This window comes from Pararhizobium sp. DWP1-1-3 (genome assembly GCF_049896125.1).
In the GTDB taxonomy this organism is placed as follows: Bacteria; Pseudomonadota; Alphaproteobacteria; order Rhizobiales; family Rhizobiaceae; genus Pararhizobium.
Genome location: NZ_JAFCTR010000017.1, coordinates 34,103 through 58,543 on the forward strand (window position 1 = coordinate 34,103; position 24,441 = coordinate 58,543).

Sequence of the window (24,441 nt, forward strand, 5' to 3'; positions counted from 1 at the left end):
TTAACTCGGCATGAAGAGGGGCTGAATGTTTCGGCGTGGAATGATACAGGCCCCGTCACACGACGCTCGTGTATTTCAGTGAGAGCCACGCTCAAAAGGAAGCGAACAAATCCTCGTCCGCATGCATCAAGAGCACCACGACGTTAGATATCCCTCGGCCTGTTCGAGAACGCTGTTCGGCAATTCGTCGTAGGCTATCGAGATAGAGACATTTACCCCTTTTCTAAGGCCAATTCTTCCCCGTCCTTCCCCGGTATCATGATGTCATCACAACGTTGGCTTCCGCTCGGCAGTTAAGGAATTCGAGCTTGATCGGGGTTTACAGGTCAGTCATTTTCCTTTTGTCGTTCAGCTTCACCAACCTCACCGGCCGCGCTGTCCATCGGCTCATTTGGATCAGTGTCGCGGTCATCAGACGCACGGTTTGTCCAACGCTCTACCCACTCGACCACCCTTGTAATGTAATCAATGCGAAAGCTGGGCTGGCCCTCCTCAAGCAGGTGGTGACTGCCCCCTGGATAGAGGACCATTTCAGAAGCGGTATCGCTGCTGCGCATCAATGTCGCAAAAATTTCTTCCGATTGCCCAATCGGGCAACGTTGGTCATCCATCCCCTGAAGCAAAAGCGTGGGGGTCCGCGCCTCGTTCATGTGCACGAGCGGTGAGAGCTCTCGAGAAGGTTCGGGATTGACGAACGGTTCTCCAAGCATGGCAAACGGGGTCACATAGTACCCGCTGTCAGAGGTGCCAAAGTGGGATTCGATGTTGCTGACCGGAGCCGAAATTACGGCTGACTTAAACATGTCCGTCTGCGTTATTGCCCATGCAGCTTGAAAGCCGCCATAGGACTTACCTGCGATCGCAATCCGATCGTCAACGAGATTTTCTTCTTGGAGCTTCCGGATCGCCGCAATGTGCTGTTTGAGGTCAAGATCGCCCCACCGGCCCCGTAGCCGCTCTGCAAACTCCCTGCCGTAGCTTGAAGACCCCACCGGGTTTAGTGAAAGCACCGCCCAGCCGCGACTACACAACACATGACGATAGACCTGCTTACCAAACTCCAGATATGCAATTGCATGCGGCCCGCCATGGACGTCCACAAGGAGGGGAAACGGGCCCTGACTGTCGCCCGGCGGCAACATGAGCCACCCATCGATGGTTTCGGTCGCATTGTCTTCATTGGGCACGTCAAACGTGCGCAGCATTGTTCGCGGCTTTTCCCTATCGCTCCACCAAGCGTTGAAGTTGGTCAGCTTAGTCTCATCTTCACCCTTCCAACCGCAAGAATATAGCTCGGCCGGCTCGGTCAGGCTTGCGGCGGCAAAGATGATACGGTTTGGCATGGCCGCCAGCCCAATCACATGCCTTTCGCCGGTGACGATGACGTCGAGGCGGCCGTTCTCGATCGCGACGGTAGCTATTTCCTGAACACTTCGCCGTGCGAGGATGAAAACTACCCTTTTGGAGTCCTCGGACCAAAAAAAAGAACTTCCGCTTTCGACCTCAATGGACTCGTCGCCAAGCGGCGAGACGCTCTTTGCGTCGGGGTCGGCGATCCACGGGCGCTGCCTTGATGCGCCCTCTTCCTCGGAGCCGGCAAACACAATCGATTGGCTGTCTGGCGACCAGCACGGCGAACTTGCCGACGCAACATTGAACGAGATTTGCTCGGCATGGCTTCCGTCCACGTTCATGATCCAAAGGTCGGTGCCATGGGCTTCCCGCCCAGTTCTGGTGCGTGTGAACGCAATGCGGGAACCGTCAGGAGAACAGTCCATTCCTCGAATGTCAAATGGGCCATCGGTTAGCTGGCGCGCATCACCGCTTTCCAAATCTATCGAGAATAGGTGGATCTCCCGATCCAGTATGTAGCCTATTCCGTCGGTCTTGTATGGTAAACGCCACACGACTTGCGGGCGCTGACCCTCCGCTGGCTTACCGCGATTGCCTCGGCATTCCGGGTCGACCGCGACTTTGGCGGTCGCGAAGAGCTTGAGCCCATTGGGCGCCCATTTAAGGGAAAGTGGCCCGTTATCCATCTGGGTGAGTGCACGGCTCTCGCCGCCATTTCTGTTAATGAGATGAATCTGGAGTGTGCCTGTACGGCTAGTGACGAACGCGATTGTCGTCCCGTCTGGCGACCACGCCGCACCGGTGTCGCCCCCCTCACCGCTGGTAAACTGTTCGGCCTCTCTTCCGTCGAGTGGGACGAGCCAGAAGGAGGTGGCGTTTGCGTCCTGAGCGCTATCGGGAACAGAGACTTCGCAAAGCGCGAAATCTGCATCTCTGTGACAGGAGAGTGCTTGGATCGACTGGTAGAGTAGAACATCCTCAGGGCGGAAACGCCCCGACAGGCCTTGCTTTGTCATGTCGGGGCGCTCCTTATGGTCAGCGACGATCCTGCTTATTTTCCTGCTGGTTCTGCTTGTTTTCCTGCTGATCCTGCTTGTTTTCCTGTTGGTTCTGCTTGTTTTCCTGCTGGTTCTGCTTATTTTCCTGCTGGTTTTGCTGGTTTTGCTGATTTTCCTGGTTGCGGTTGTTCTGATCGTTCTGTTGGTTAGTCATGTCGTTTCCCTTTCGATGCCCGCACCATGCGAGTAAGGTCTAACCTCAGTGTTAGTTGATCGTTCCACCCGAAAATGCGTTTTTCTTGATTTGCGACAAATAGGGTGGATGAGTGAAATCACAGCACAAACAACTCGCCGTAATTGGCCCGCGGGTGGGTTCGAATCCGACTGCTAGTAAGAAATTATTCGTTCGCTGGCCGCTGCCGATGAGGCGAAACAGGAAGTACAGAGCAGCCGCTCGGAAACGACTTCGTACTAAGCGTTTCGTAGTGATATTTCTCAATTCTAATGAGCTACCGGTCGAGCGAATGCCATAACAAACGAGATCGCAGCACGTTCCAATAGGAGGTGCGCATCGCTTTCGGACTGGCTTGGCAAGCGCGCAGCGTTGGCTCGCGAGAGCTGCACAGTTGGGATAGGTGAAATTTCTGACTGAGTTCGGCTAGATACGGGAGCAGGTGAGATCATCGGGAGATGACGGCGCCGGAACCACACCCCGGCTTTCAAGATCGCTGGGGAGTTCACAGGGGCCAACGCTCGCAAGTGAGGCTTCCACAACGCAGCCAAAGTAGGAGATGCCGTCGTGGAAGCTGACACTTCGCATTTGCAAACGCCGGCCGCGGTGGATTTTCCGAACCGCGCGGCACGCTGGAGGCGACCGGAACGATCGACGGATCATATCCTGTGGTTAACACGAACGGTACGTGCAGGTGTTCGGGTTTCTCAGCCACCGGGCACAAACCTGCCTTAGAGGTTGAAATCGAGGATAGCCGCATTAATCTTGGCCAAGTTTCCTCCCAGCTCCAGTGCCATCTATGCTTCAGCAGCAACACACGAGCGCGCCTGTATCTGTCAAGCATGTTGCGCAGCTCATGGCGCGTATGTACCCGTCTTCGACGACCAGAATTCTGTATCTGCCAGTGCAAGGTCATTCATCACCAGCCCGGCAGACCACATGCGACGGACGACGCGCCGCTTTACCGTGGCGCGCTTATAAGCAGAGAAATCATGGCACGTACGCGCCCGTAGCAGCGGGATGCGGCGGAGATCATTAGCTGAGCCCAACATATCCAATGAGCGGACCGACTCCCTGCTACGAGCCACTTCGGCCGGACGCTCCGCCAATCTCGCAATAGGAGCCACAACTCGGCGGCCCCAGTTGCAATCGCGCTTTGTGGCATGAAGTTGACACCCGCCTCGGCTGGGTCCGGGACCATGATGAAGCCTCCCGCTTTCTTCACTCCCGTCACCCCGGGTGCGCCGTCAGGGCCCGCCCCGGAAAGGACTATGGCCACGCCGGCTACCCGCGCTGCGGCCACGGAGCGAAAGAACAATTAGATCGGCGGGCCGCGGCCTCTCGGTCACGCGCGACTCAGGAAGTCTTCGGTCGACGAGATTTCCAATTGCACTGAAAACCTATCCCCTAACAATTCAAGGGAAGCGTCATGGGTATCATCCGCGCCACTGCAGACGGCGTCCTTCAAAAGAATGACACGATAGCCTAGGTCGATGGCGCCGAGGGCGGCGGCCAGGACACAAACGTCCGTTTCGCCCCCCGAAATCGCGAGCGTCTCCACCGCCTCCCCCGCCAACACGTGATGAAGCTCCCCGGTGATCCATGGCGAATAGGTCATTTTGTCAAAGACCCTCGCCGGCGGGACCAGGGCCTTTAGCGGCGGAACTAGGTCGACCATCTGCGGTTCAAGCCGCTCGAGTGTCATCGTGTCCCACTTCTCATAGTAACTTCGCCACAAGCCGGCCATATCCGCTGCACGCTTTGGCGGTACGAAGCGCGTAAAGATCGTCCGCTGCGGATGATGCTTTGCGATTTCCTGGACCTGAGGCGACACCTGCTGCATCCATGGGACATGCCAAGGCGTGTCTTCGGCGAACATTCGTTGCATATCGATGCACAAGTGTACCCAGTTATATTCCATAGCTTCCTCCGTGCGGCGCAAACCTTGGAACGAGGTGCTGGTTCCATGGTCGACGCCGATTAGTCACCAGAGATATCTTCGCGGCAGGACCGCGGGCTCGCTCGTTTTGGGCGATAAACGCCGGACTTGGATACCGCCTGAAGAAGAAGCACTCAGAAGGACGGCGCCACATGCAGGCTCCGCTTGTGCGCGCTCGCACGATAGGCCTTCAGGATTCGCAGCCGCGCTCTCCACGACCGGATTCCCTTCAAGAAAATCATCTATTTGCTCATAGGTAACGCCATAGACTTCTTCGTCGAGACGAAGAGGCGCGTCAGACTCGAGATCGGCTGTCGGCACTTTGAACGCCAGTTCGGACGGAGCACCCATGTGTTCGGCAACGGCCCTCACCCGTCGTTTCGTCAGGCCTGCTAGTGGCAAGATATCGGCCGCCCCATCGCCTAACTTAGTGAAAAAACCCATCAGGGCTTCAGCGGTTAGTCGGTTCCGATCACCAATCCGCCAGTTGCACCAGCCCATGCAGACTGCGCGATCATCCGCTGACGCGCCTTCCTGTTGCCGAGTTGAAAGTCCTTTCGAGCCGGCTCGACACCATCCGCTTCCGCCAGCATGAGGGCAGCGAGCAAGGTGTCGCCCGCGGGTTTGATATCAATAGTGATGACACGATCCGAGCGGATAACGGCTAGGGATTTTTGCACGTCCGACTCGTCGGCATGGACCCCATAGGGCAACCGGATTGCGACGAAACCTGCTGGGTAGCCTTCAGCGCCGAGTTTTGAAACTGCTGCTTGGGCCAACAGGCCGGCGGCTAACGAGTAAACGCCGCCGCTTACTCCAAGAACATAGGTTCGGCAAAATGACTGACGCAGATAGCCACCCAGAACTGGACGCGCTGAGCACCTCTTGTGCTGCATCGAATCAACAGCAGATACCGTCTGGTCCGGTCGAGGTCTTGGCCTTCGCTTCGGTACTAGCAGGCGATTGACATCACTGTTTACGCGAATCCGGGAAGGAGCGTCGCCTGACTGGGCCGAACCAAAGTAGTAGCAGACCTGCCATAATGGGAACCGCGCCGCACACCAAAAACAAGACATCAGCTACTGTCATCGCTATCAGACCTTTGCTGTCAGATCTTTGCGGTTTCACCCGCTGCTTTCAAGGAAAGGAACCTGAGCGTGACGTCGGACAGGTGTTGCTCAAGCCAGCCGGCCATAGCTAGCTCTTCATCGAGGTTAGCTTTAAGCGCAGCGGTGGAGGCCGAAAATCCTCCTTGCTCGGCGACGGTGAGAAGCGACTTATAGGCGGCGATCTCGAAATGCTCGAATGCGAAATTCGCGAACGAGTTTTTCAAGATTTCATCGCCGGCTACGGTGTGTCCCATTGCGGCCATCGCGCCAGTAAATGAGAGTGCCATATCCTTCAAGGTCGATCGATCTTCAGCAAAGTCGCTGAGTAGTCCGTCAATCCGCACAATCTGATTTTCGGTCTCACGAATGTGCTGATCGAGCTTGGCTGCCACGTCCGGATAGTTTTCAATCCTGCTGACCTGCGGCTTCATAATCGAGAGCGCTTGATTTTCCATGGCATGAGCATTCTTGAGGCCGGTAACGAAAATCGAACGCGCTGTATTTTCGGTTGTCATGATAGATCCTCTGTTTCTGGATCCCTCTAACCGCCGCAAGCGCGTCAAGTTCCCAGAGGGGTCAAACAATCTAAGACTGCTCGAGCAATTTCAGAAGCTGAGGCGCGGGCAGCCACCGATGACTAGACAGTCGTCCCCTCATGAGGATCGTGAAGCGTGGCTTCGTTCCTGTTGGGACTCCGCAACACTGCGGACTGCGCAATCCTTGCCAACAATCAAGACAGACGAACGGCGACTGCTTGATCTCAATCGAGCCGATCGAATGCGACTGACCCTCTTGGACCTCAAGGATCGTAGGTTCGACCGGGCGGAGGATGTAAATGTCGGGTGCCCATGTAGCTTTCTGGTACGATCGTGGATCTGAAGGCATTCATTCAAAAATGCCACTATGGTTACGATGCGTCCGGTTCTTCGGAAAACTTTAATGGTCTAGATTTCCGAAAGATCGTCGAAGCTCTGCAGTGTCGGAGTACAGGGTTATCAACGCGAAGCGACCGCCTCTAAGGGCGAAGGGCCGCCTTGGAGTGGCCCTTCAAGTCAAGCATTTACCTTTTGGTTTTGGCAGCCCCCGGACTCATGGCCTTGGCCTCAACGACATTAGCAGCGCCGCCCATATCCGCGTTTTTGGTACGCCCTGCACCAGCACCCGCCCCAAGGTCGGCGCCAGTAGTGGGGTCAGATACCGGGTCAGACATAGTACGCGCAGCCGCTGCGGTTGCTACCTTCTTGTCCAACGCCGAAAGCTTCACGCTTGCAGAGCCGTCACCGTCATCGACCGGCATCACCTGCTCCAGATCGTCGATGCGATCCCAGTCGTCGCCGGAATTCCACGGCCCGGTGGTATCGCCTTCTCCTTGCGAAGTGTTAACGTACATGCTGGCGTATTGTTCGATACCCGGCAGCTTGCCCGAGGGAAAATTGTTTTCGATAGCGTACAAGGCCTTCTCGAATGATTTCTGATGCGCGATTTCTCGGGTCATAAGGAAGGCAAGAGCGTCCTTGATGCCTGGGTCGTCGGTAATGTTGATGAGGCGCTCATATACAATCTTGGCACGGGCTTCAGCTGCAATGTTCGAGCGAAGATCTACTGTAGGCTCACCGCGAGAGTCGACATATGCTGCGGTCCAGGGGACCCCAGCAGAATCGCATAGAGCAGGCGCGCCGCCGAACAAGATCGATTCCTTCACCGAAGTACCGCTCGACCCGATCATCATATATAGATCAGCCTCCTTAAGCTGGCCCTCGGCGAGTTGCGCCTTTAGGCCTTTATTCAGCATCGTAATGATCGATCCAACAACTTCAAGGTGGCTGAGTTCCTCCGTCGCAATGTCCAACAGCATGTCTCTGCGGCCAAGATCATCTTCCGCTAGCCCTTGCGTGAAGTATCGCATTGCCGCCGCAAGCTCGCCATCCGCTCCACCGAATTGCTCCATGATCATGCAGGCAAGACGAGGGTTCGGCTCTGAAACTCGAACGGTATATTGTAATCTTTTGTTATGCATGAACATTGAACTGATCCTTTGGGTGAGATGTTCAAGCCGAACCGAGCCTTATGGAAAAGGTTCCCGCACCACCGCAAAAATAGTCTGAATCAGCCGAGGCGGATCTGACACGGTATGCCGAGCCGGACAGTTGAGGAAACCCTTATGACGTACCATACGTGGAGGGCGCACGGGTTGCGGCGGCCAAGGAGAGGAGAAAACTTCGCAGGCCGCCTTGCGGACAAATGAGTTGTTGTGACAAAAGCTCAGCGTCTTCTGGTTGATATCGTTCCCGAGCACGAGCGTCACTTCGCGGTGTACAGTTGATGATCAAATTGAACTACGAACGATTTGGGAAGTTCCACGCCGCACACTCTTCTGCGATTTCAGTACCGGTCATCGGAAACAGACCCCGATTTCGTAAGATTCCCGACCTTGGGCGGGAGGCGCCCCTCGCAGATGCCGCAGCCGTCCTCGTCAAGCTCTTGGTCCATTTTACTGCGACCCGTGCCGCGAAAGAGGCGGCTCGCTCCTGCCTGAAAAATTAATTAGGTTCCAGATACCGGGTACCTGGCTTTCACGGCGTTATTCGAGGAGTGAGCTATCCAGCGAGCCGCGCCTCAACTTCGTGATGCATGTTTTGGGATCAGGGTCGGCCTAAGATATCACGTTTTGAACAGGGCAAACCAGCGTATCGCCCTATGGCGCCAGAATGACTGGGGTTGAAGTAGAAGACGATAGAACAGGCACCCTCCTTACGGATGAAACGTCGCGCTTCCACCATGACTAACTTATAACAGGAAGGCGGCTTTTTGGCCGCCGTTTTCATACCGGCCATTCGTGTCACCGGTCTGATGGCCCAGTGCTGCTAATGCGTAAGGCTTAGGTCGAAGGGAGGAGAGGGTACGTACAGCTACCGATCGCGGCGAAGGCGGTGGAACCGGTCCCAACTACCGAGAAGGAGCCATCAACCGCCCGGGCAGGGCGCAAGCTTTCGATCCTCGCGGTTGACGACAACGCGCTGGTCTTGGACGGGAGCGGAACTGGCGAAATTGACACAAAAAAATATCCGCATTGAGGTAATCGTTGCTGATAGGCCGAATTGCGGACGACGCGGGGGAGACCGTCAGGAGACTTCAGACGCAGTTCTCGCAACGGCAGCTGAATGATGCGCTTAATTCGACCTTGGACCATTGGAAGCCCGGGACCTGCTCCTTTGCCGACCCTTTTCGTTGTGTAGAAGGGTGGACAAGTAATAGGTCGGCTTGCAATATTTCTGCTCTTGAACTTTTCAACCGGCATAAGCATGTAAAGGGTACGATTGCGAAGCTACGGCTTCCTGCGGCTAAATCGTAGCCAGTTTGAACACCCTCAAAAGCGCTTGATAATAGGTGTATCGTTAATCAACTTTTTCAAATGCCCTCTGCTCTTGGCTACGACGCCGGGGAGCGACGGTGTGTTTTGGAACCATGACCCTTCAATTTCCGAAACTCACCCCATTCCAAGCCGAACTTCAGCAGGCGCACAAGCTCCGCCAGACCAAGTTTTCGTCCGCCGCAGGACTTCGGGCGGCGAGAAACAAGCTCGTCGAGATTAACAGCCGAACGCCGGTGTGGAAAACGTCCAGCAGCTGGTTTGACGCACATGTTCGTGCTTATCAGTTCCACCTTGCCAACAGGCTGGTTCGGCCTGCCTCGTGCCATGGCGCCCATAGCCGTGGTGACGAGGGTCGGGCCAAGCGTTTTTCGAAGGGTTCACCGCTTTCCCGCCAAGCCATCGTTCGCCCGTCAATGGCGGAAAACTCAGCGTTTCGGCCGTTTGTTGAAATCTTTCCTGAGTTCGTCCTTAGCTCGATCAAGCGTCGCCAGCCGCGATTTTGACAGCCCCTTGCCGGCGCGGTTGATGAAGAATGTCAGCATCGACATGGCGGATTGGAACGGGCTCGCCTTCCGGCGTTCGCTCTGCTCTGCGGCCTGTTTCAAGGAGTCGGCAATTTTCTTGGGACTGCGCTCTTTGAAGACACCATCTTTAAGGTCCATTGCATCGCTATTCTCAGTCACGTCCTGCGACCATTTCTTTTTCGATTTCTTTGCCATATTCGTGCTCCAGACGTTCCCTATTTTAAGCAAGCCATCAGGCGGCAGTGCTCCGCGTAGCTTTCGTTGCGTTCGCATGTGGCAGGGGCTCTTTTCAGCAAAGCCGAGCGCTCGTCCCTTGTACGAGATGCGGACGCAGGGCCCCCATCGCGCCCGCTTTTCGATCGGACTTTCGGCCTCCCCCTGCCCGTCCCTGACTTCTTGCCGCCAGTTCTTTTCTTGTCGACCGTGGCGCAGGCTCGACGCTCCAGCCAGCTCTTGTCGAAGGCAACGATCAATCGGCATCGTATTGCTCCGCTGCGCGCTCTGCCTGTCCGTGTAGGCGAATTGTCACCGCGTGGATGATCTTCCCGGTATAGTCGACTCCCAAACCGCTTCCGCTTTCAAATGTTCCAAGGCGGCTGTTCAGCGCGAGTGCCCCGCTTATGCAATCTCGTAGAGGTAGTGAGAAAACTCCGCAATGGGACTGGACCGCCCAAAGCGGCAATCCCGTTAAGCCCAGTGAGTGGCTGGTAACGGGAAGCGCACGACGATAAAATAGATGTCCTTTGAATCCGAGAAAGAGCGCTTTTTCACCCCGCCAATCCTTAGCAATGTTCCGCGACTTTGATGGAAAAGTTCGCTGCAAGCTCTTGCTATTCTGAATGACAAAAACCACTGAGAGACGGGCTTAGAAGCCCTCTGTTGGCTGAACTAGCGAAATCGATCCTTTAACGTATTCGACATCTCTTGCCGTAAGCGTCCGCTGCGTTTGATCTTTCAGGAATCGACTTCTCAACCCCGGAACGCGTCATTGTCACTTGCAGATACGTGGCCTTTGTGATCTGGGCCCTGATTGGCGCAATGCCAGCCTCGATTTCTTCGAAGACAAAGGCATGCTGCTCGTCATCGACCCCTGATGCTGCAAGCTTCTCCGAGCGTCGTCCAAAGCGGGCTCTATCAAAGGCCTTCAGAATCTGGGTCAGCCGCTCGATGCGCTCGTCGGCCTCCGCGTTCAAGAATCGGGTGGCGTCATGGGTCTGATTAGAGCATATTTTGCTGCAATCCGCCCGTGGTTTCAGCCACCTGATTCGCTGCGCCGCAGCGGGTTACCCATCATTTTGGGACGTTTCACTGGCGTGAAACGAACCCGCGTCCAGTCCATTCCATCGACCAAAGCGAGAGCTGCGCATGGTGACGTCGGCCCGGCTGTGGCCGATAGTTGCCAACAAAACTGCACTTTCTCCAACCGCTTGGCATAGAGGAAAAGCCCGGAACCATCCCACCACACGATCTTGATCCGGTCCGCTTTGCCCCGCAGACACAGCGCGCGCCGTTGTACGGGTCACTGCCCGCATCGCGAACCAGTGACAGCAAACCGTTAGGCCACTTGTGGAAGTCGATGGAATGGCTCGCAAGAAAGACTTTCACGCCCGAAGGGATCACGCCGATCGGATCGCCTGAATACTCGCCGTAGGTGTGCTTCACCGTTATCAGCGCCCATCCCGCGCTTTGAGATGATCCCGCGCAGAAAATCATGTTTTTTCGTGCCCGCCGCGCCCGTGAATAAAGGCATGGCCTTCGTTACCGTCTTTCGGATCCTCACTTGGATGGCGATGGTTTGTGTACACGATGCGGAGGTTTTTCAGCACCTCTTCCATGGCACTGATGGTCTCAAACGTTCCCCAGCCGTGGGTCGTCGCTCTGTTCAGTATGTCTTGTAGTGATCCGTCGACCTCTTCCTGACAAAGCAGGTGACGATCCTTATCAGATACTGGCAATTTGGGCGTATTTGTCATCACGGCTCCTCCTTAGCGGGGTAAACCAGACTTTTTCGGCTTTGTTCCAGAGATTTGCTCAGCACCTTCGCGCGGAAGCCCTGTCATGGAACATCATGACGGTTCGTTGGCTTGGCGCCTCAACCGGATGCTCAACCACGCGGCACAGCATTTCTTTTGAGGAGTAGGTTCACCATTCATCGATGGTGCGTGGTAGGTGATGATATTTTCGGGCGACGATACTTGAGACAGCTTGCGAGTTAGATAAAATTATTTTCCGCATGGGAACAAGCTGCGGCGCTCCCGGTTTGAGCCAGTCGAACCCGCCCCTCAGGGTTCGATGATGGCGCGCCCTCCCACGCGTCTCCGGCACTTGCCCCTCTGGGCGCCGGCTTGGAAGCGAGGTGCTTTGAGAGGTCCTCGCTTCCAAGGGAGCTAAAAAGACTAGCCAGGAGATCTACCGCTGCGGTGGAACTGTGGCACACTGCCTATGTTAGAAGCCATGTGAAGGAGATAGGTGTGATAAACCGCGAGCAACTTATCAAAGAACACGCCTTTTCATTATGGGAAACCGAGGGCAATCCTGATGGCCGCCATGAAGACAACTGGGTGCAGGCCGAACGAGAGATCGATGGCGCCGATACCGGTTCCCATGCAGTAAACTCGCAACGCCCTCCAGAAATGGATTTAGAGGCAATTCCCCCGCCCGATCGAGCCAGCTCGGGTGTACCGCCGGCTTTTTCTAACCCGAAGAATCTCGTGGTAGGCGCCGGCCCTGACAATCCGATTCATCACGTCGGCCAGCAGAGGGTGATTAGTTAGTGAAGTGAAGTTTGGTGGGGTCCCACCTCGCCGCCGTGCCTGCCGAAAACTTTGCCCGCGTCGCTGGTCGCGTCTTAGGTCCGTCGTTATCGTTATAGATAAACACGTACTTCAGAACATAGACACTGATCCAATTCTTGCTCCTGCGAGGCGCCAAAGGGTTTGCCGATATCAGGCAGAGGGCAACTGCGATCGGCAGAGCACTTGCAAAGCCACGCTTGCCCAGTCCGTCGGCTTTGGAACCACGTGCGACGATCGAAACGCCGCCGGGAAAACCCCTTCGTCATATCCGGTCACGAACGCGAACGGCACGCCGTGCATCTTGAGGAATCCCGCTACCGGATAGACCATTTGTCCGTTGAGGTTTACGTCGAGCAGAGCACCGTCCAACTCCATGTCGTTGCCCGCGACATTCATCGCTTCCGCAAGGTTTGCAATCGGGCCGACAACTGTCGCACCGAGCGCACTTAACGTCTCGGCTGCTTCCCTAGCTGTATAATAGTCGTCCTCCACAATCAGTATGCGCTGCCCCTTAAGAAGGGCGTTCGGTGCGAAATAATGTTTCTGGGCGGCGAGGGTGCAAAAGGATTGCAGCTTTTCCGGCCAAACCAATCCCCGCGCATACATCCGCAGGACGTACCGTGCAAAATCGGACCTGTGCGACAGTTGCTTCGAAAACCAGAGCTCCGAGGTGATACGATCGAATACACCTTGGACCAAATCCAGCTCCTCAGGGCTGAGAACGCACGGCGCTACATGGTTGTGAGTCACGGCAGCTCTCCAAAAAATTCTAGCACTCACGCGACCATGTCACCGCACCAACGGCTTTGCAATCCCAGACAGCCTGTGTACGGTACCCGACCAACGCCTCTTCCGACCTTAAGGCAGAGTTCTATAATGGCATCCGCTGGAGGAGATTGTGCCTGTTGTGAACAGGAACGGCACGTTCTCGTCCTCGAGTTTCCCGGCAATAGGGAGTACCATCTCGCCCTGGAGGTTGGCGTCAAGAATCGACACATCAATGTTCGAAACCTCCCGCAAGGCCAAGGCTTCTTCTATCGTGCCGCCGGGCCTATCAGGAGCGCGCCCAGATCCAAAAGATAGTCGCGAAGTTCGAGGGAGCATGTACTCGTCTTCGACCACTAAAGCGTGTCGCGTTTAATCTGCCTCGTATCCTGCGGCTTGGAAGTAGTTTCTGCATTCTGTGACCGAGAAGAGGTTGCAGATTTCGGAGAGGGGGATCTGGTTGACGAGACCGGTATCGAGATTGCACATTGCACACCCTCCGGTCCCAACTTATAGCTGGTCTTTGCGCCAAGCTGGTACGGCAGAGCCTGTTCGATCAGCTCCCGCCCCTGCCCTTTACCGCTCGGCCCGGATCCCTCGGTCGGCATCGTGACGCCGCTTTCCTGCCAGTCGATGTGAAGCCACGGTTGCCCCCCCGGACCGTTTTCCTCGAGCGACCAGGTGATGGACAGCTTGCCGGTGGCTTGCCCTAGGGCGCCGTATTTGATCGCGTTGGTCGCAAGCTCATGAAGGGCAATAGCGAGTGTCTGCACCATGGAAGAGCGAAGGCGGACGCCCCGGGGGCCGTCAAGGCTGACCCTGTCAACATTACCATCCATCGCCGATAGTTCGCTCTCGATCACCTCGTTGAATGTGACCCGGTCGTGACCATTTAGGCGCGAAAGGAGGCCTTGGACCCGTGCCAGGGCATCTAGGCGATCTCGGAATTTATCCCGGAAATCGTCCATGTCGGTGCTGGCGCGGCCTGTCTTATCAGCCATGGAGCGAATGACAGCGATCAGGTTCCTTGTTCGATGCTGCAGCTCGGCAACCAGCACCTCCTGACGGGTCTGCATTCCGCGCAAATCATCAACGTCAGTCGAGGTGCCGAGCCATTCTGCAATCGCGTCGGACGCGTCGCGAACGGGCGTCGCGCGAGTATGGAACCAGCGGTAGATGTTGGTGTCGGCCTGGCGGATACGGTATTCGACTTCCATCCCACCGGATTCGATGGCGTTGCCCCAATTCATCTGCGCCAGTTCGCGATCGTCGGGGTGGACCGGTTCCAGCCACCCCTCTCCATGACTTTCTGCCTCAGCCTGGCCGGTGTAGTTGGTCCATTGCAGGCTGGACCAGGTCCATTTACCCCCATCGATGGCACGCCAGACCAATTGCGGTATACCTTCTACAAGGGCACGCTGACGTCGCTCGGCAGCAGCAAGGGCTTCCTCCGTATTCTTCAAATCGGTGACGTCGTGGCTGATGCCACCTATATGAGCAACGTGGCCCTTTTCATTTTTAATCGGGAAGTCCGTATCCCTTAACCACCGAATACCGCCATCAGCGGGTCGCTGGATGCGGTATTCGAATGTTACCCATTCACCTTGCCCAACACGCCGCAGGCTTTCTGCTGCGTGTTCACGGTCCTCCGGCACAATTAACTCGAGCCAGCCGACCATGTTGTCGCCCCGTAGAGCGGCCTCGCGATCAAGGCCGTAGACCGTTTCAAACGCCGGTGTAAGATACGACCACTGGAACGTCTCCGCGTCCCGGATCCAGAGAATGTCCTGGGTCGCCTCTCCGAACTGGCGCAGGCGATCCTCGCTTACGCGTAGAGCCTGCTCGGCGCGTGCCCGGTCCGATATATCCACGAAAGTTACAACTGTGCCGTCGATCCGGTCCTCGACGGTCCTATAAGGTCGTAGGCGCATCGTGAATTGGCGGCCCCTGTGACTGACAACTTCGCGCTCAATCGGGATAAGATCTCTCAGGACCTGTCGTGCATCATTGTCAATATCGTTGTAATCGAGACGATGTGTAAAATCGGTAATGGTACGACCGATATCATGCCGCGTAATGTTGAAGAGTTCAGCAACGGGCGCTGTAAACATCTTGATGCGAAGATCAGGATCGAGAAATAATGTACCTATTTCCGTGGCAGCAGAAAGATTCTGAAGATCGCTATGTGCGGCCGAGATGCTTTCCAGCTTACTTTTTAATTCGGCGTTGACGGTGTGCAGCTCCTCGTTGACGGACTGCAGTTCCTCTTTCGAGGTTTCGAGCTGTTCGGCCGTCAAACGATATTCCTCGTTCATTGACTGCAGTTCTTCGTTTGCAGCACGAAGCTCCTGAACGACGGACCCATGCCCAGACCGGCTGACCATCAACGCTTCCTGCGATGCTTTAAGCTCGGCATAGACCCGTCGCACTTCGTCTGGCCGTGCGTCCCCGACCGGTTCGAGTTGTTCGCTTTCAAAAACAAGCCCGCCGTCAAGGAAGAAGACTAGCGCCTGGGCAGCTTTTCGTGCCTGGCTAGCGATGGGCGTAACCTGCATAGCAATTCGCCGCCTCCCCTGATCGAAAGCGACGGCGGTCGGCAAGGTGACCGTTGGTTCACCCTTTTCAAGGGCTCGCGACAGTGCGATCCCTAAGTCCAGCCGAAGCTCCGGCCTTACGACCGCCGGCAGCGTTTTTGATACCGGACCGGCGGAGTGAAGGATGAAGCGCCCTGCGTTTGAGGACAAATGAAGGATGTTTTGTCCGTCGTCGACGAGTACGCTTGCCGGCGCGCTGTGTTCCAGTGCTGCTACGTGGAGGGCAGTGGGGAGCGCAATTCGCTCCGCACCGCTCGTCGGCGGTCTGTCGCTGATCGAGAATTGCTCTGGCGCAGCAAACTTTGGAAGGATTGGTAGAAGGTTACCTCCATGCGGGCGCCCGCTGTAGAATCGCGCCTGTCTATCAACCGGTGCGAAGAGGTCGGCAGCCACATCGACGGTCTCGGCCGAACCAAGGAACAGGTATCGGCCAGGACGCAAACCATAATGAAAAGTCGAGCAGACCTGGGCCTGCAGAGCGCGCTCCAGGTAGATGAGCAGGTTGCGGCAGGTGATGAGGTCAAGCCGCATGAAGGGGGGCTCTTTCAGGACGCTGTGCTTTGCAAACAGCACGCTCTCCCTCAGTTCCTTGCGAACACGGAAATGCGTTCCCTCGTCTATGAAAAACCGAGCCAGCCGTTCTTCAGTAACGTCAGCTTCGATCGTTTTAGGATAGCGCCCTTCTCTTGCTGTAGCCAGTGCACCTTCATCAAGATCGGTGGCGAAAACCTGCACGGGAATTTTTACGTTTTGGCGGGCCATCTCTTCGCGCAGAAGGATGGCGACACTATAAGCTTCCTCGCCCGTGGCGCAGCCGATGACCCAGACCCGAATGCTTTCATCACTCTCCTGATCATACGCATCGAACAGCGGCTTTACAGCCTGGCCCGCCAAAGCCTCGAAAGCTTGCTCGTCACGAAAAAACATCGTGACCGAGATAAGCAGATCGGAAAACAGGTTGTGTGCCTCGTCTGGCGTGGTGAGCAGGTAATCCGCGTAGGCGGGGAGCGTGTCTGTTCGGCAGACCTGCATCCGCCGAACGACCCGGCGCATCACCGTGGCGCGCTTGTAGGCGGAAAAATCGTGACCGGTTCGCGCTCGCAACAAAGCTATGATGCGACGGAGATCATTACCGGAGCCTGACATATCAAGAGATCGTACGGCTTCCTTACTGTGGGCGACTTCAGCCAGACGCTCCGCCAATCTTGCGATGGGAGCGACGAAGTCCGCAGCGCCAGTCGCGATCGCGCTCTGTGGCATGGAGTTGAAACCCGCCTCGGCTGGGTCCTGAACCATGATGACGCCACCCGCCTCCTTGACGGCAGTAACGCCGAGTGCTCCGTCTGCGCCTGCCCCGGACAAGACAATGGCAACGCCGTCACCTCTCGCAGCAGCTACTGAACGAAAAAACATATCGATCGGCGCGCGACGGCCTCTCGGCTCGCTAAACGGCCGCGCCTCGATATTGTCCCCATCGATGACAAGCTCCCGATCCGGTGGAATGACGTAAACACAATTCGCCTTCAACGTCGGGCTGTCGTTTATCTGAAGCACCGGCATTTGCGTACACGCTGCGAGAATTTCACTGAGCGAACTTGGTTCATCCGGGGAAAGATGAACAATGACGACATAGGCAAGGCCGAGGTCAGGGGGTACCTGTCGAAAAAGACTTTGCAATGCAGGCACGCCGCCTGCAGATGCCCCGATCGCGCAGACAGATATGAATGTCTGTTTAGCCTGTGCCTTTAGCTCCTCGTCTGCCATCTTCATATCATGCACCTTCAAACACTTAGTAACTCAGGGTTGTGCGGACTGTGAATCCCTGTTCTAAGCCTGCAAGAAAAGAATATTCGTGAATAGCCGCAGCCGCCCAACTTTCATAGACCTGGGGGCGGTACAGTATGTTGAAAAGGAGCACTCGTGCCTCCGCACGTAAGGGCCCGGCTTGAAAATACTGTGTGCCCCCATGTCCGAGATTAATATGTCAATCTGGCACGTCGCTCCTTTGGTGCGGGCATGTTTGCGACCCGGAACGCCGACGTTGTACATTAAGTCTGGAACAGCCACGGTGGAATGATTGCTATTTTAAAGTCAAGCAGATTAGCGACGACCTTCTATGCGCGGCCCTGCAGGCCGTCGATAAGAAGATACAGGTAGCCAGAAAAAAAGCCCCTGGCCACCGCCCCATCGCTGACGATCGGGAGTTTATCGTCCTGGCGTCGAGTAAAAGTTCGGCAAAGATCAAAGCGAGCCCAACGGACTGCTGCCTCAAAAACAAAGTCTGACAATTCAGAAGCACAGTTTCAGACTGGGGCCACAGGCCCTACGTGTGCGGAACGTGCCGAACGGGATCCGGAGCTAATTGTCCACCATGGCGAAGCGTCATGTTGGCCTAATACCCGAGCCATATCGGGATATCGCCGCGCGTTGCGCCTTTAATCGGCGACTTCTACACTCATGGTCGGGACCGTCCGCTTTCAGACGAGCCGCATTACATTTAGCCCGGTAACGTACACTGCCGGCTATCCGGCTGCGGTTTGGTTCCACAGCGAGAGCGTGGCCTATGCTGAAGACACAATCCCGGGCCGCCGCCTCGGATGTACACAACAGCCGAAATCGGTCCTTGCCTCACATTTGGGGAACAATGACGTACCTTATGCATTCAGCCTCGGCAAACACCATGTTTTCCTAAAGGCTGCGCACAAAACGATGCGGGAAAGACTTGGAGTAATCAATGTTAGGGACTGGGAGCACTTCCAAAGCCAAACGTATCTTGGTCGTCGAGGACGATTATATGATGGCGGACGATCTTGCCGCTGACCTGATTTCGCTTGGATTAGAGGTGGTCGGGCCTGCCCCCTCAATTGAAACAGCTATGCAACTCTTGCAGGATTCAGAGAAAATCGATGGAGCCATTCTAGACATCAACCTAAATGGAGCGATGGTTTTCCCACTAGCAGATGAGCTTGATCGACTATCACTGCCGTTTTTTTTCGGGACTGGCTATGATCTGGATATCGTGCCTGCCAGACACGCCTTAAAGCAGTTCATCCGGAAACCTTTCGACATGCGCGAGATTGTTTCCGCGCTCCGGTCGATTTTACCATTGGACGCCGGTGGGCAGGTAGTTGCCCGAAAGAATAACGTTCTCGCAATGCTCCCGGGTGGTGAACTGAAAGCCCTTCTACCAGCTCTTTCGGTGATTGAGGTACCGCAAGGTGAGGAAATCCAACGTCAGCACCATGAGGTCGAGCAGGTATATTTCCCGACGGCATGCGTTGCTTCAATTATAGCGATCTCGCCAAAAGGGCAGCGAATTGAGGCCGGCCTCGTTGGCCTCGATGGTTTGACAGCCTTCGGCCTTGTTGCGGGTGACCGCAGAAGTCCGTATCAAGTCATTATCCAAGTTGGCGGGGAGGCTTTAAGGATGTCCGCGACCGACTTTGTAAAAGCCCTCGAACAGTTACCAACCCTTCGCAGCCTTGCCATTCGGTTTCTCCGGACGCTTAGCATTCAGGCCGGATATACGGCGCTTGCCAACGGACGCTACGGGGTCCCTCAACGCCTTGCTCGATGGCTGCTTATGCTTCATGACCGAACGGACGGCGATACTATTGTGATTACACATGAGTATCTCGCCATAATGCTTGGTGTGAGACGCCCAGGAGTTACTGACGCACTTCATCTTCTCGAGGGTGAAAGATTTATTCGGTCATTACGGGGGAGGATAACAATTAGAAACCGTACAGCACTTCTCGGTTTTGCGGATGATGCCTACGGCGTCCCGGAGACGGAATACCATCGTCTAATGGGTCCGCCGCAGCGCGCGGAAGTGGGCAGGGCCAGCGCGCAGCCTGACATCGAACACATTTTACCATGAGCGGGAAGGTCGGGGACCACTCTACTGAAAGGACGTCGGTGTTTCCACCGACGCCAATTTGGTTTTTAGGGATCTCCACGATGTCGCCAGCAAGCGGGTAGCACTGCAACCCCAATGTCGACGACATACCCGAACATCACTGCGCCTTCCTAGTTCCCACCGAAAGGCGTATTTTCCAATGGTCTGCCGGTTTCGGTAACAAGACTTAAGGGATTACCACTGCCGGTCGTGCGCTTACCGAGGTTAGCCAACGCGTAAAGTGCAGGCTCAGATGATTTCGGATGGGTGACTTGCGCTCGCGGTAACGCAGTTCGTCATAAGGCCTCACATTGCAATTGGGACGCGTGCCGTAAAGCGTTCGACCGAAGCGCCCGTTACCACGGCGTCGTTTGCCCTCAAGCCAGGTCATCATATCAAGGGCGATAGGTCGTCCTCGACGACCAGCAGCCGTTTGCCTGAGTACATGCTGCGCTGTGCCAACTCCATTACCCTGTTTTGCGCCACTTGATCGGCACGTCGATGGTGCACCGGAGCCGTGTCTCCGTAGTCTCGTAAGTCGTCGTGGCCGCCAGTGCGTAGGGAAGCGCCTTCTCTATCAGCTCACGGCCGTAACCGGTTCCTGTCACAGCAACCTCCACTGAACGTGGTTCGGAGATTTCCTCAAGCCATTCCACACGAAGGCGGTTCCCCTGATCCGATGCCTCATAATCCGATGTCTCATATGTAGACCACGATATCGTCAGCGCTCCATCGTCGCCCGAAAGCGCCCCGTACTTCCGGGCGTTTGTGGCGAGTTCGTGAATGGCCAGAGCGAATGTCTGTACCGTGCTGTTCTTGAGAAATACTTCTGGCCCGCAGAGAGACACGCGCTCGGCGACCAACTCCAGCGCCGAAATTTCCATCTCGAAGACCGTTCGAAGGGTAATAGGCTCGATTTCGGAGCGTGAGAGAAGGCCCTGCACTCGCGACAGCGCTGACATCCTGTCTGCAAACCGAGCCATGAAGTCCGCTGTAGGCCCGGTCTCGCTCATGGTCTGGCTGGCGATCGAGCGGACGACGGCGATCAGGTTACGGGTGCGGTGCTGCAGTTCCGCCACCAGGACGTTCTGGGTCTCCTCCCACTTCTTGCGCGCTGTCACGTCTTGCCCGATCTTGACTACGCCTTCCGGGCCCGTGTCGCCGCCACGAACCGGCCGAGCGAAACCCTCGATGAACACTCGGCTGCCATCCTTGCGCATGTGCCATCTTACGTTTTCAGCAAAGCCCTTGTGGAGGGCGTCGTGAAGCTCCTGCTGCGGGACGCCCGCCGCACGGTCTTCGGGCGTGTATGTGATTTTTAGATCCTGGCCGACGATTTCTTCTGGGCTCCATCCGAAAACCGATTGCGCGCCCGGCGGCCAGTCCTCTACCTTTCCCACCTGGTCGGTGGTAAATATCGCGTAGTCGAGCGCGCTCTCGACAATGAGACGGTAACGTTCCTCGCTGCGCTGCTGGGCCTGGTTAGCCTTGTGCTCGGCCTTGCGGGCCATGACACGTTCCGTGACATCCGCCGCCATGCCAAACCACTCGACGATTTCGCCGTCGTCGCCGAGGATGGGGACGGCTTTTGAGAAAGTCCACCCTTCCGACCCGTCGGTGCGGCGGACACGGTGTTCCAGCTCGAACGGCGCGCATCTTTCAATCGCCTCGTCGATAACGGCACGGATCGAAGCGTGGTCCTCAGGAAAGATGTAGTCGTCCATCCATCTTGCGGTTGGTCGCTCGGCATCGACGAGAAAGCCGCGGCCGTGAAGGTGGCGCATCTCTTCCCAGTCGGGGCTGACCCTGTAGACGACATCGGAGGTGGCTTCAACCAGTGCCCGCGAATGTGCGTCGCTCTTGCGGAGCGCCTCCTCGGCCAGTTTGCGGGGCTTGATGTCGTGGAACAGGATCGCGACGCGGCGGTCCTCTGGCTCGCCCACCCTGAACGCGTACACGTCGTACCAGCGCCCCAAGGCGTCCTCCCGGTGCTCAAATCGCTCAGCTTGGCCGGTTGTCGCTATCCTGCCGAAGGTCTCGAACCAGAACTGCTCATGCTTGGGAATGAGGGAACGAGCCGCCCTGCCGACGGCGTCGATGATTCCTGTCTGTCGGGCGAACGCTGGATTGACTTCCAAGAAACGATAATCCGTAGGGCGGCCGTGCTCATCGAATTCCATTTCGATAGTGCAGAACCCCTCAACAATGGATTCGAACAGGATGCGGTACCGGTCTTCGCTCTGCCGCAACGCCGCTTTGGCTACTTCGGCACGTAGGCGAAGCAGCTCGGCCTGGGCTCCTTTCTCTACCGATATGTTCCGGCTTGTGGTAGCGACTCCGTCGCCCAGCTTGACCACCGACTGCAGAAACCAGCCGTCGAGCTGCTGATGGGGATATTGACGTTCGGCCTGCTCAGGGACGCCTGTTTCGGTGACACGTTTGAAAGCGCCGAAGTCATCTTCTTGGATGAGGCCCCGAGTATGTTGAAGGGGGCTAGCTCGCCCGACGATGCCGTTTCTGCTTTCAGACGTGAAATTGTTCAGCGTCCATGCAAAATCGACTATCTCACCATGCTCATCGCGCACGGCATCAAAGACTTGGATCATGTCGGGCGAACTGTCAATAATCGCACGAAGGAAATCCCGGTTTGTGCGCAGCTCCGCAGCCCGCTCTTCGACCTGGCGCTCGAGATCCGCCAAATGTCGCTCGCGTTCTTCGTCAGCCTGCTTGCGGTGATGGATATCAACGTTCATGCCGATCCATTTCCGAATGCGGCCGTTCTCGTCCCGTAATGGCGTTGCAACGCTGTTGACCCAACGCCACCCATTCGCCATATGACTAATGCGAAACTCCGCATTGACGTCTCGACCCGTGAGCGCGGCTTCGCGCCACTGATGTTCCGCTTGAATCCGATCGTCGGGATGGACGGCCTTGAGCCATCCAAAGCCGAGCATCTCCTCTGCAAGTTGACCGGTGTAGGCGCACCAACTTTGACTTTTAGTGGTCACGCTGCCTGACGGGTCTGCTTCCCAAGTCACATCGGCGTACCTTGTTATCAGGGGATCAAACTCTCCGGCTTCGCCACTTGCCCGGTTCTCGGACATAGTCGATTTACTGACCGTTTCGTCTTGCATATTAGACATCCCGGGCTGTGTCATCGTGCCGGACGCTGGGTCGGATCGCATCGCCCGCTTACTATTGCAAGCGCAACGGCGGTCGGGACATCCTGTCCCACGAACGGTTTGAGATAGTGCGGAACGTTCCGAAGGCGAGTAGGAATGATCGCTCGTTCATAGCCTGTGAGAAATATGAATGGGACTTGTTCGCGCGATAAAAGGTCAGCTAGCGAAAACGAATTTGTCTTGCCCATCATGACGTCGAGGACAGCGGCATCGATTAGGCTGCGGCTGCAAAGGTGAACACATTCACTTGTGACCGCAAACGGACCGACGACTTTGGCCCCGTGCTGAAAAAGGGTCTCCGCTAAACCGCGGGCCTGATAATACTCATCTTCAACCACGAGGATATTCTTCCCTGAAAGACTGAACTGATACATTGGCCACGCTCCTTCCGCGTTCCAACTGCGACGGCACGACAAGGTTCCCCCAAGGATCGCGCGACGAGTACGATGGAGGTCGCGCCATCCTCGTTTGCCGTGGCAATGGAGCACCTACGGTTGGCTCGCCGATTCGACTGGTGCCTGATCACAACCCTACAGCGGGAGAGGAATATGATGTTTAGATCTCAGATGGGTAAAAGGTGGTAATCGAGGACGATTACCCGCAGGCTAATGATTTGACGCTCGCGCTGGAACTCCAGGGAAACGATGTTGTCGGTCCGTTTCCAGGCCCTGAAGGTGGCCTCAAGGCTCTTACCAGCAACGACGTCGAAGCCGCAGTTCTGGACATTCGGATAGGTGAAGACACAGTCTACGAAGTCGCAGATAGTTTGACCGGCAGCAGGGTGCCATTCATGTTCGTCACCGGCTCGATCGGAGCGAATACCCGTTCCTTTTCGCGAGGTGCGTTGCCTGCAGGAGCCATTCAATCTAAGGAGATGACCGTCGCGCTGGCAATTACTGTCACAGAGCATGCCCGTAGGCACTAGGGTCAGATGGGATATTCGGCTTGAGCCCATCTTCGAGAATTTTGGATAGGAGGTGCTGCGCTTGCTGCTGATGATAAACGTGGTCTGTTCTCTAACAGCCACAAACATCAGAAAGGAAGCGCAGCATGAAGTATGATGCGGGTTTGGACGTCTCTCTGAAATGTCAATCGGCGCGGAATGTTAGGCGCGATTACGACCGGCGTGTTGATTCCGGTGCGGTCACAATGGCGGCAAGCGTACTTGAACCGCACATTCTGCAGGACCTTTGCCTTGACCTCGATATGGAGCTGTTCGCTAACAGCCTCGCCCATGCGATGCATCTGACCTTGGCAGCAGGGACATGACTTCTGATCCTCAGGGAGGTCATATTCGACACGCTCGCGCGGCAGGTCGTCAGGCAAAGGCCTGCGGCCACGCTTCTTTCCCGCCTGAACTTCTACCGCTGGCAGGCCCGTATCCGGGAGATCGGCGACGTCATCGCCGTAATTACGATCATCCCCGTCCGCGGCCGCTTCGGCTTCGTGGAAGAGACGATCGATGTGCTTTTCGCTGCGTGGGGCAAAACGGTGCAGCTGTGCAAGCGCCAGCTCTTCTTCCAACTTGACGACACGCCGCGAGAGCGCCGCCTTCTCGGCCTTGAGCGCGGCGATTTCGGCAGCATTTGCCGCCAACTGCGCCATCAGCACTGCAATGTCAGGACCGCCGGCCCGTACCATCCCATTCTTGAATCTGACCGCCTCGTGGCGTCAACGGC

The 24,441-nt window shown here is 56.2% G+C and carries 17 protein-coding genes and 3 pseudogenes; 3 read left to right on the plus strand and 17 right to left on the minus strand.

From position 1 onward, the window contains the following. Positions 1-326: 326 nt before the first annotated feature. From ACP7BS_RS25290 to ACP7BS_RS25345, 12 genes and pseudogenes are all read right to left on the minus strand, one after another. Entirely contained in the window at positions 327-2,369 is a 2,043-nt protein-coding gene (locus ACP7BS_RS25290) for a S9 family peptidase (protein WP_426240295.1), read from the minus strand. Positions 2,370-2,388: 19 nt separating this feature from the next. Beyond that, a complete protein-coding gene (locus ACP7BS_RS25295) occupies positions 2,389-2,565 on the minus strand; it encodes a hypothetical protein (protein WP_426240296.1) in 177 nt (58 codons plus the stop codon). 872 nt (positions 2,566-3,437) lie between these two features. Then, positions 3,438-3,635, minus strand: a complete 198-nt coding sequence (locus tag ACP7BS_RS25300; protein ID WP_426232256.1) for a hypothetical protein — start codon at positions 3,633-3,635, stop codon at positions 3,438-3,440. Next, the gene (locus ACP7BS_RS25305; protein WP_426240350.1) at positions 3,545-3,886 is read right to left on the minus strand and encodes a chemotaxis protein CheB; all 342 of its coding nucleotides are present in this window, start codon (positions 3,884-3,886) and stop codon (positions 3,545-3,547) included. The genes ACP7BS_RS25300 and ACP7BS_RS25305 overlap by 91 nt, the downstream gene beginning before the upstream one ends. A 42-nt stretch (positions 3,887-3,928) precedes the next feature. Beyond that, positions 3,929-4,504, minus strand: a complete 576-nt coding sequence (locus ACP7BS_RS25310) for a cysteine hydrolase family protein (RefSeq protein WP_426240297.1) — start codon at positions 4,502-4,504, stop codon at positions 3,929-3,931. 152 nt (positions 4,505-4,656) lie between these two features. Continuing rightward, a pseudogene (nadE, locus tag ACP7BS_RS25315) lies at positions 4,657-5,385 on the minus strand (ammonia-dependent NAD(+) synthetase); the annotation flags it as partial. Between the two features lie 245 nt (positions 5,386-5,630). Beyond that, complete coding sequence (locus ACP7BS_RS25320; protein ID WP_426232147.1) at positions 5,631-6,146, minus strand: ferritin-like domain-containing protein; 516 nt, start codon at positions 6,144-6,146, stop codon at positions 5,631-5,633. A gap of 545 nt (positions 6,147-6,691) precedes the next feature. Then, entirely contained in the window at positions 6,692-7,654 is a 963-nt protein-coding gene (locus tag ACP7BS_RS25325; RefSeq protein ID WP_426232148.1) for a manganese catalase family protein, read from the minus strand. A gap of 1,775 nt (positions 7,655-9,429) precedes the next feature. Further along, entirely contained in the window at positions 9,430-9,723 is a 294-nt protein-coding gene (locus ACP7BS_RS25330) for a DUF3175 domain-containing protein (protein WP_426232258.1), read from the minus strand. A gap of 815 nt (positions 9,724-10,538) precedes the next feature. After that, a pseudogene (locus ACP7BS_RS25335) lies at positions 10,539-10,718 on the minus strand (IS66 family transposase); the annotation flags it as partial. Positions 10,719-10,780: 62 nt separating this feature from the next. Further along, positions 10,781-11,029, minus strand: a complete 249-nt coding sequence (gene tnpB, locus ACP7BS_RS25340; RefSeq protein ID WP_426240351.1) for an IS66 family insertion sequence element accessory protein TnpB — start codon at positions 11,027-11,029, stop codon at positions 10,781-10,783. Between the two features lie 208 nt (positions 11,030-11,237). Next, the gene (locus ACP7BS_RS25345) at positions 11,238-11,501 is read right to left on the minus strand and encodes a hypothetical protein (protein ID WP_426232149.1); all 264 of its coding nucleotides are present in this window, start codon (positions 11,499-11,501) and stop codon (positions 11,238-11,240) included. Between the two features lie 498 nt (positions 11,502-11,999). On the opposite strand from ACP7BS_RS25345, the gene ACP7BS_RS25350 reads away from it, so the two are divergent. Then, a complete protein-coding gene (locus ACP7BS_RS25350; RefSeq protein ID WP_426240298.1) occupies positions 12,000-12,302 on the plus strand; it encodes a DUF2934 domain-containing protein in 303 nt (100 codons plus the stop codon). Positions 12,303-12,473: 171 nt separating this feature from the next. On the opposite strand, the gene ACP7BS_RS25355 is transcribed toward ACP7BS_RS25350, so the two are convergent. Then, positions 12,474-13,073, minus strand: coding sequence for a hypothetical protein (locus tag ACP7BS_RS25355; RefSeq protein WP_426240299.1), 600 nt, complete (start codon positions 13,071-13,073; stop codon positions 12,474-12,476). 371 nt (positions 13,074-13,444) lie between these two features. Then, on the minus strand, positions 13,445-17,446 hold the full coding sequence (locus tag ACP7BS_RS25360) for a chemotaxis protein CheB (protein WP_426240352.1): 4,002 nt from the start codon (positions 17,444-17,446) through the stop codon (positions 13,445-13,447). Between the two features lie 1,033 nt (positions 17,447-18,479). Between ACP7BS_RS25360 and ACP7BS_RS25365 the strand changes: the two genes are divergently transcribed. Next, positions 18,480-19,562, plus strand: coding sequence for a helix-turn-helix domain-containing protein (locus ACP7BS_RS25365; RefSeq protein ID WP_426240300.1), 1,083 nt, complete (start codon positions 18,480-18,482; stop codon positions 19,560-19,562). A 485-nt stretch (positions 19,563-20,047) separates the two neighbouring features. Here the strand turns inward: ACP7BS_RS25365 and ACP7BS_RS25370 are convergent, their stop codons facing one another. Continuing rightward, positions 20,048-22,714 carry a PAS domain S-box protein gene (locus tag ACP7BS_RS25370; RefSeq protein ID WP_426240301.1) on the minus strand — a complete coding sequence of 889 codons (2,667 nt, stop codon included), beginning with the start codon at positions 22,712-22,714 and terminating at the stop codon, positions 20,048-20,050. A gap of 20 nt (positions 22,715-22,734) precedes the next feature. Continuing rightward, the gene (locus ACP7BS_RS25375) at positions 22,735-23,136 is read right to left on the minus strand and encodes a response regulator (RefSeq protein WP_426240302.1); all 402 of its coding nucleotides are present in this window, start codon (positions 23,134-23,136) and stop codon (positions 22,735-22,737) included. A gap of 203 nt (positions 23,137-23,339) precedes the next feature. On the opposite strand from ACP7BS_RS25375, the gene ACP7BS_RS25380 reads away from it, so the two are divergent. After that, positions 23,340-23,687 (plus strand): hypothetical protein, encoded by a 348-nt coding sequence (locus tag ACP7BS_RS25380; RefSeq protein WP_426240303.1) that lies wholly within the window; start codon positions 23,340-23,342, stop codon positions 23,685-23,687. Between the two features lie 182 nt (positions 23,688-23,869). Here the strand turns inward: ACP7BS_RS25380 and ACP7BS_RS25385 are convergent. Beyond that, a pseudogene (locus ACP7BS_RS25385) lies at positions 23,870-24,403 on the minus strand (IS66 family transposase zinc-finger binding domain-containing protein); the annotation flags it as partial. Between the last annotated feature and the right edge of the window lie 38 nt (positions 24,404-24,441).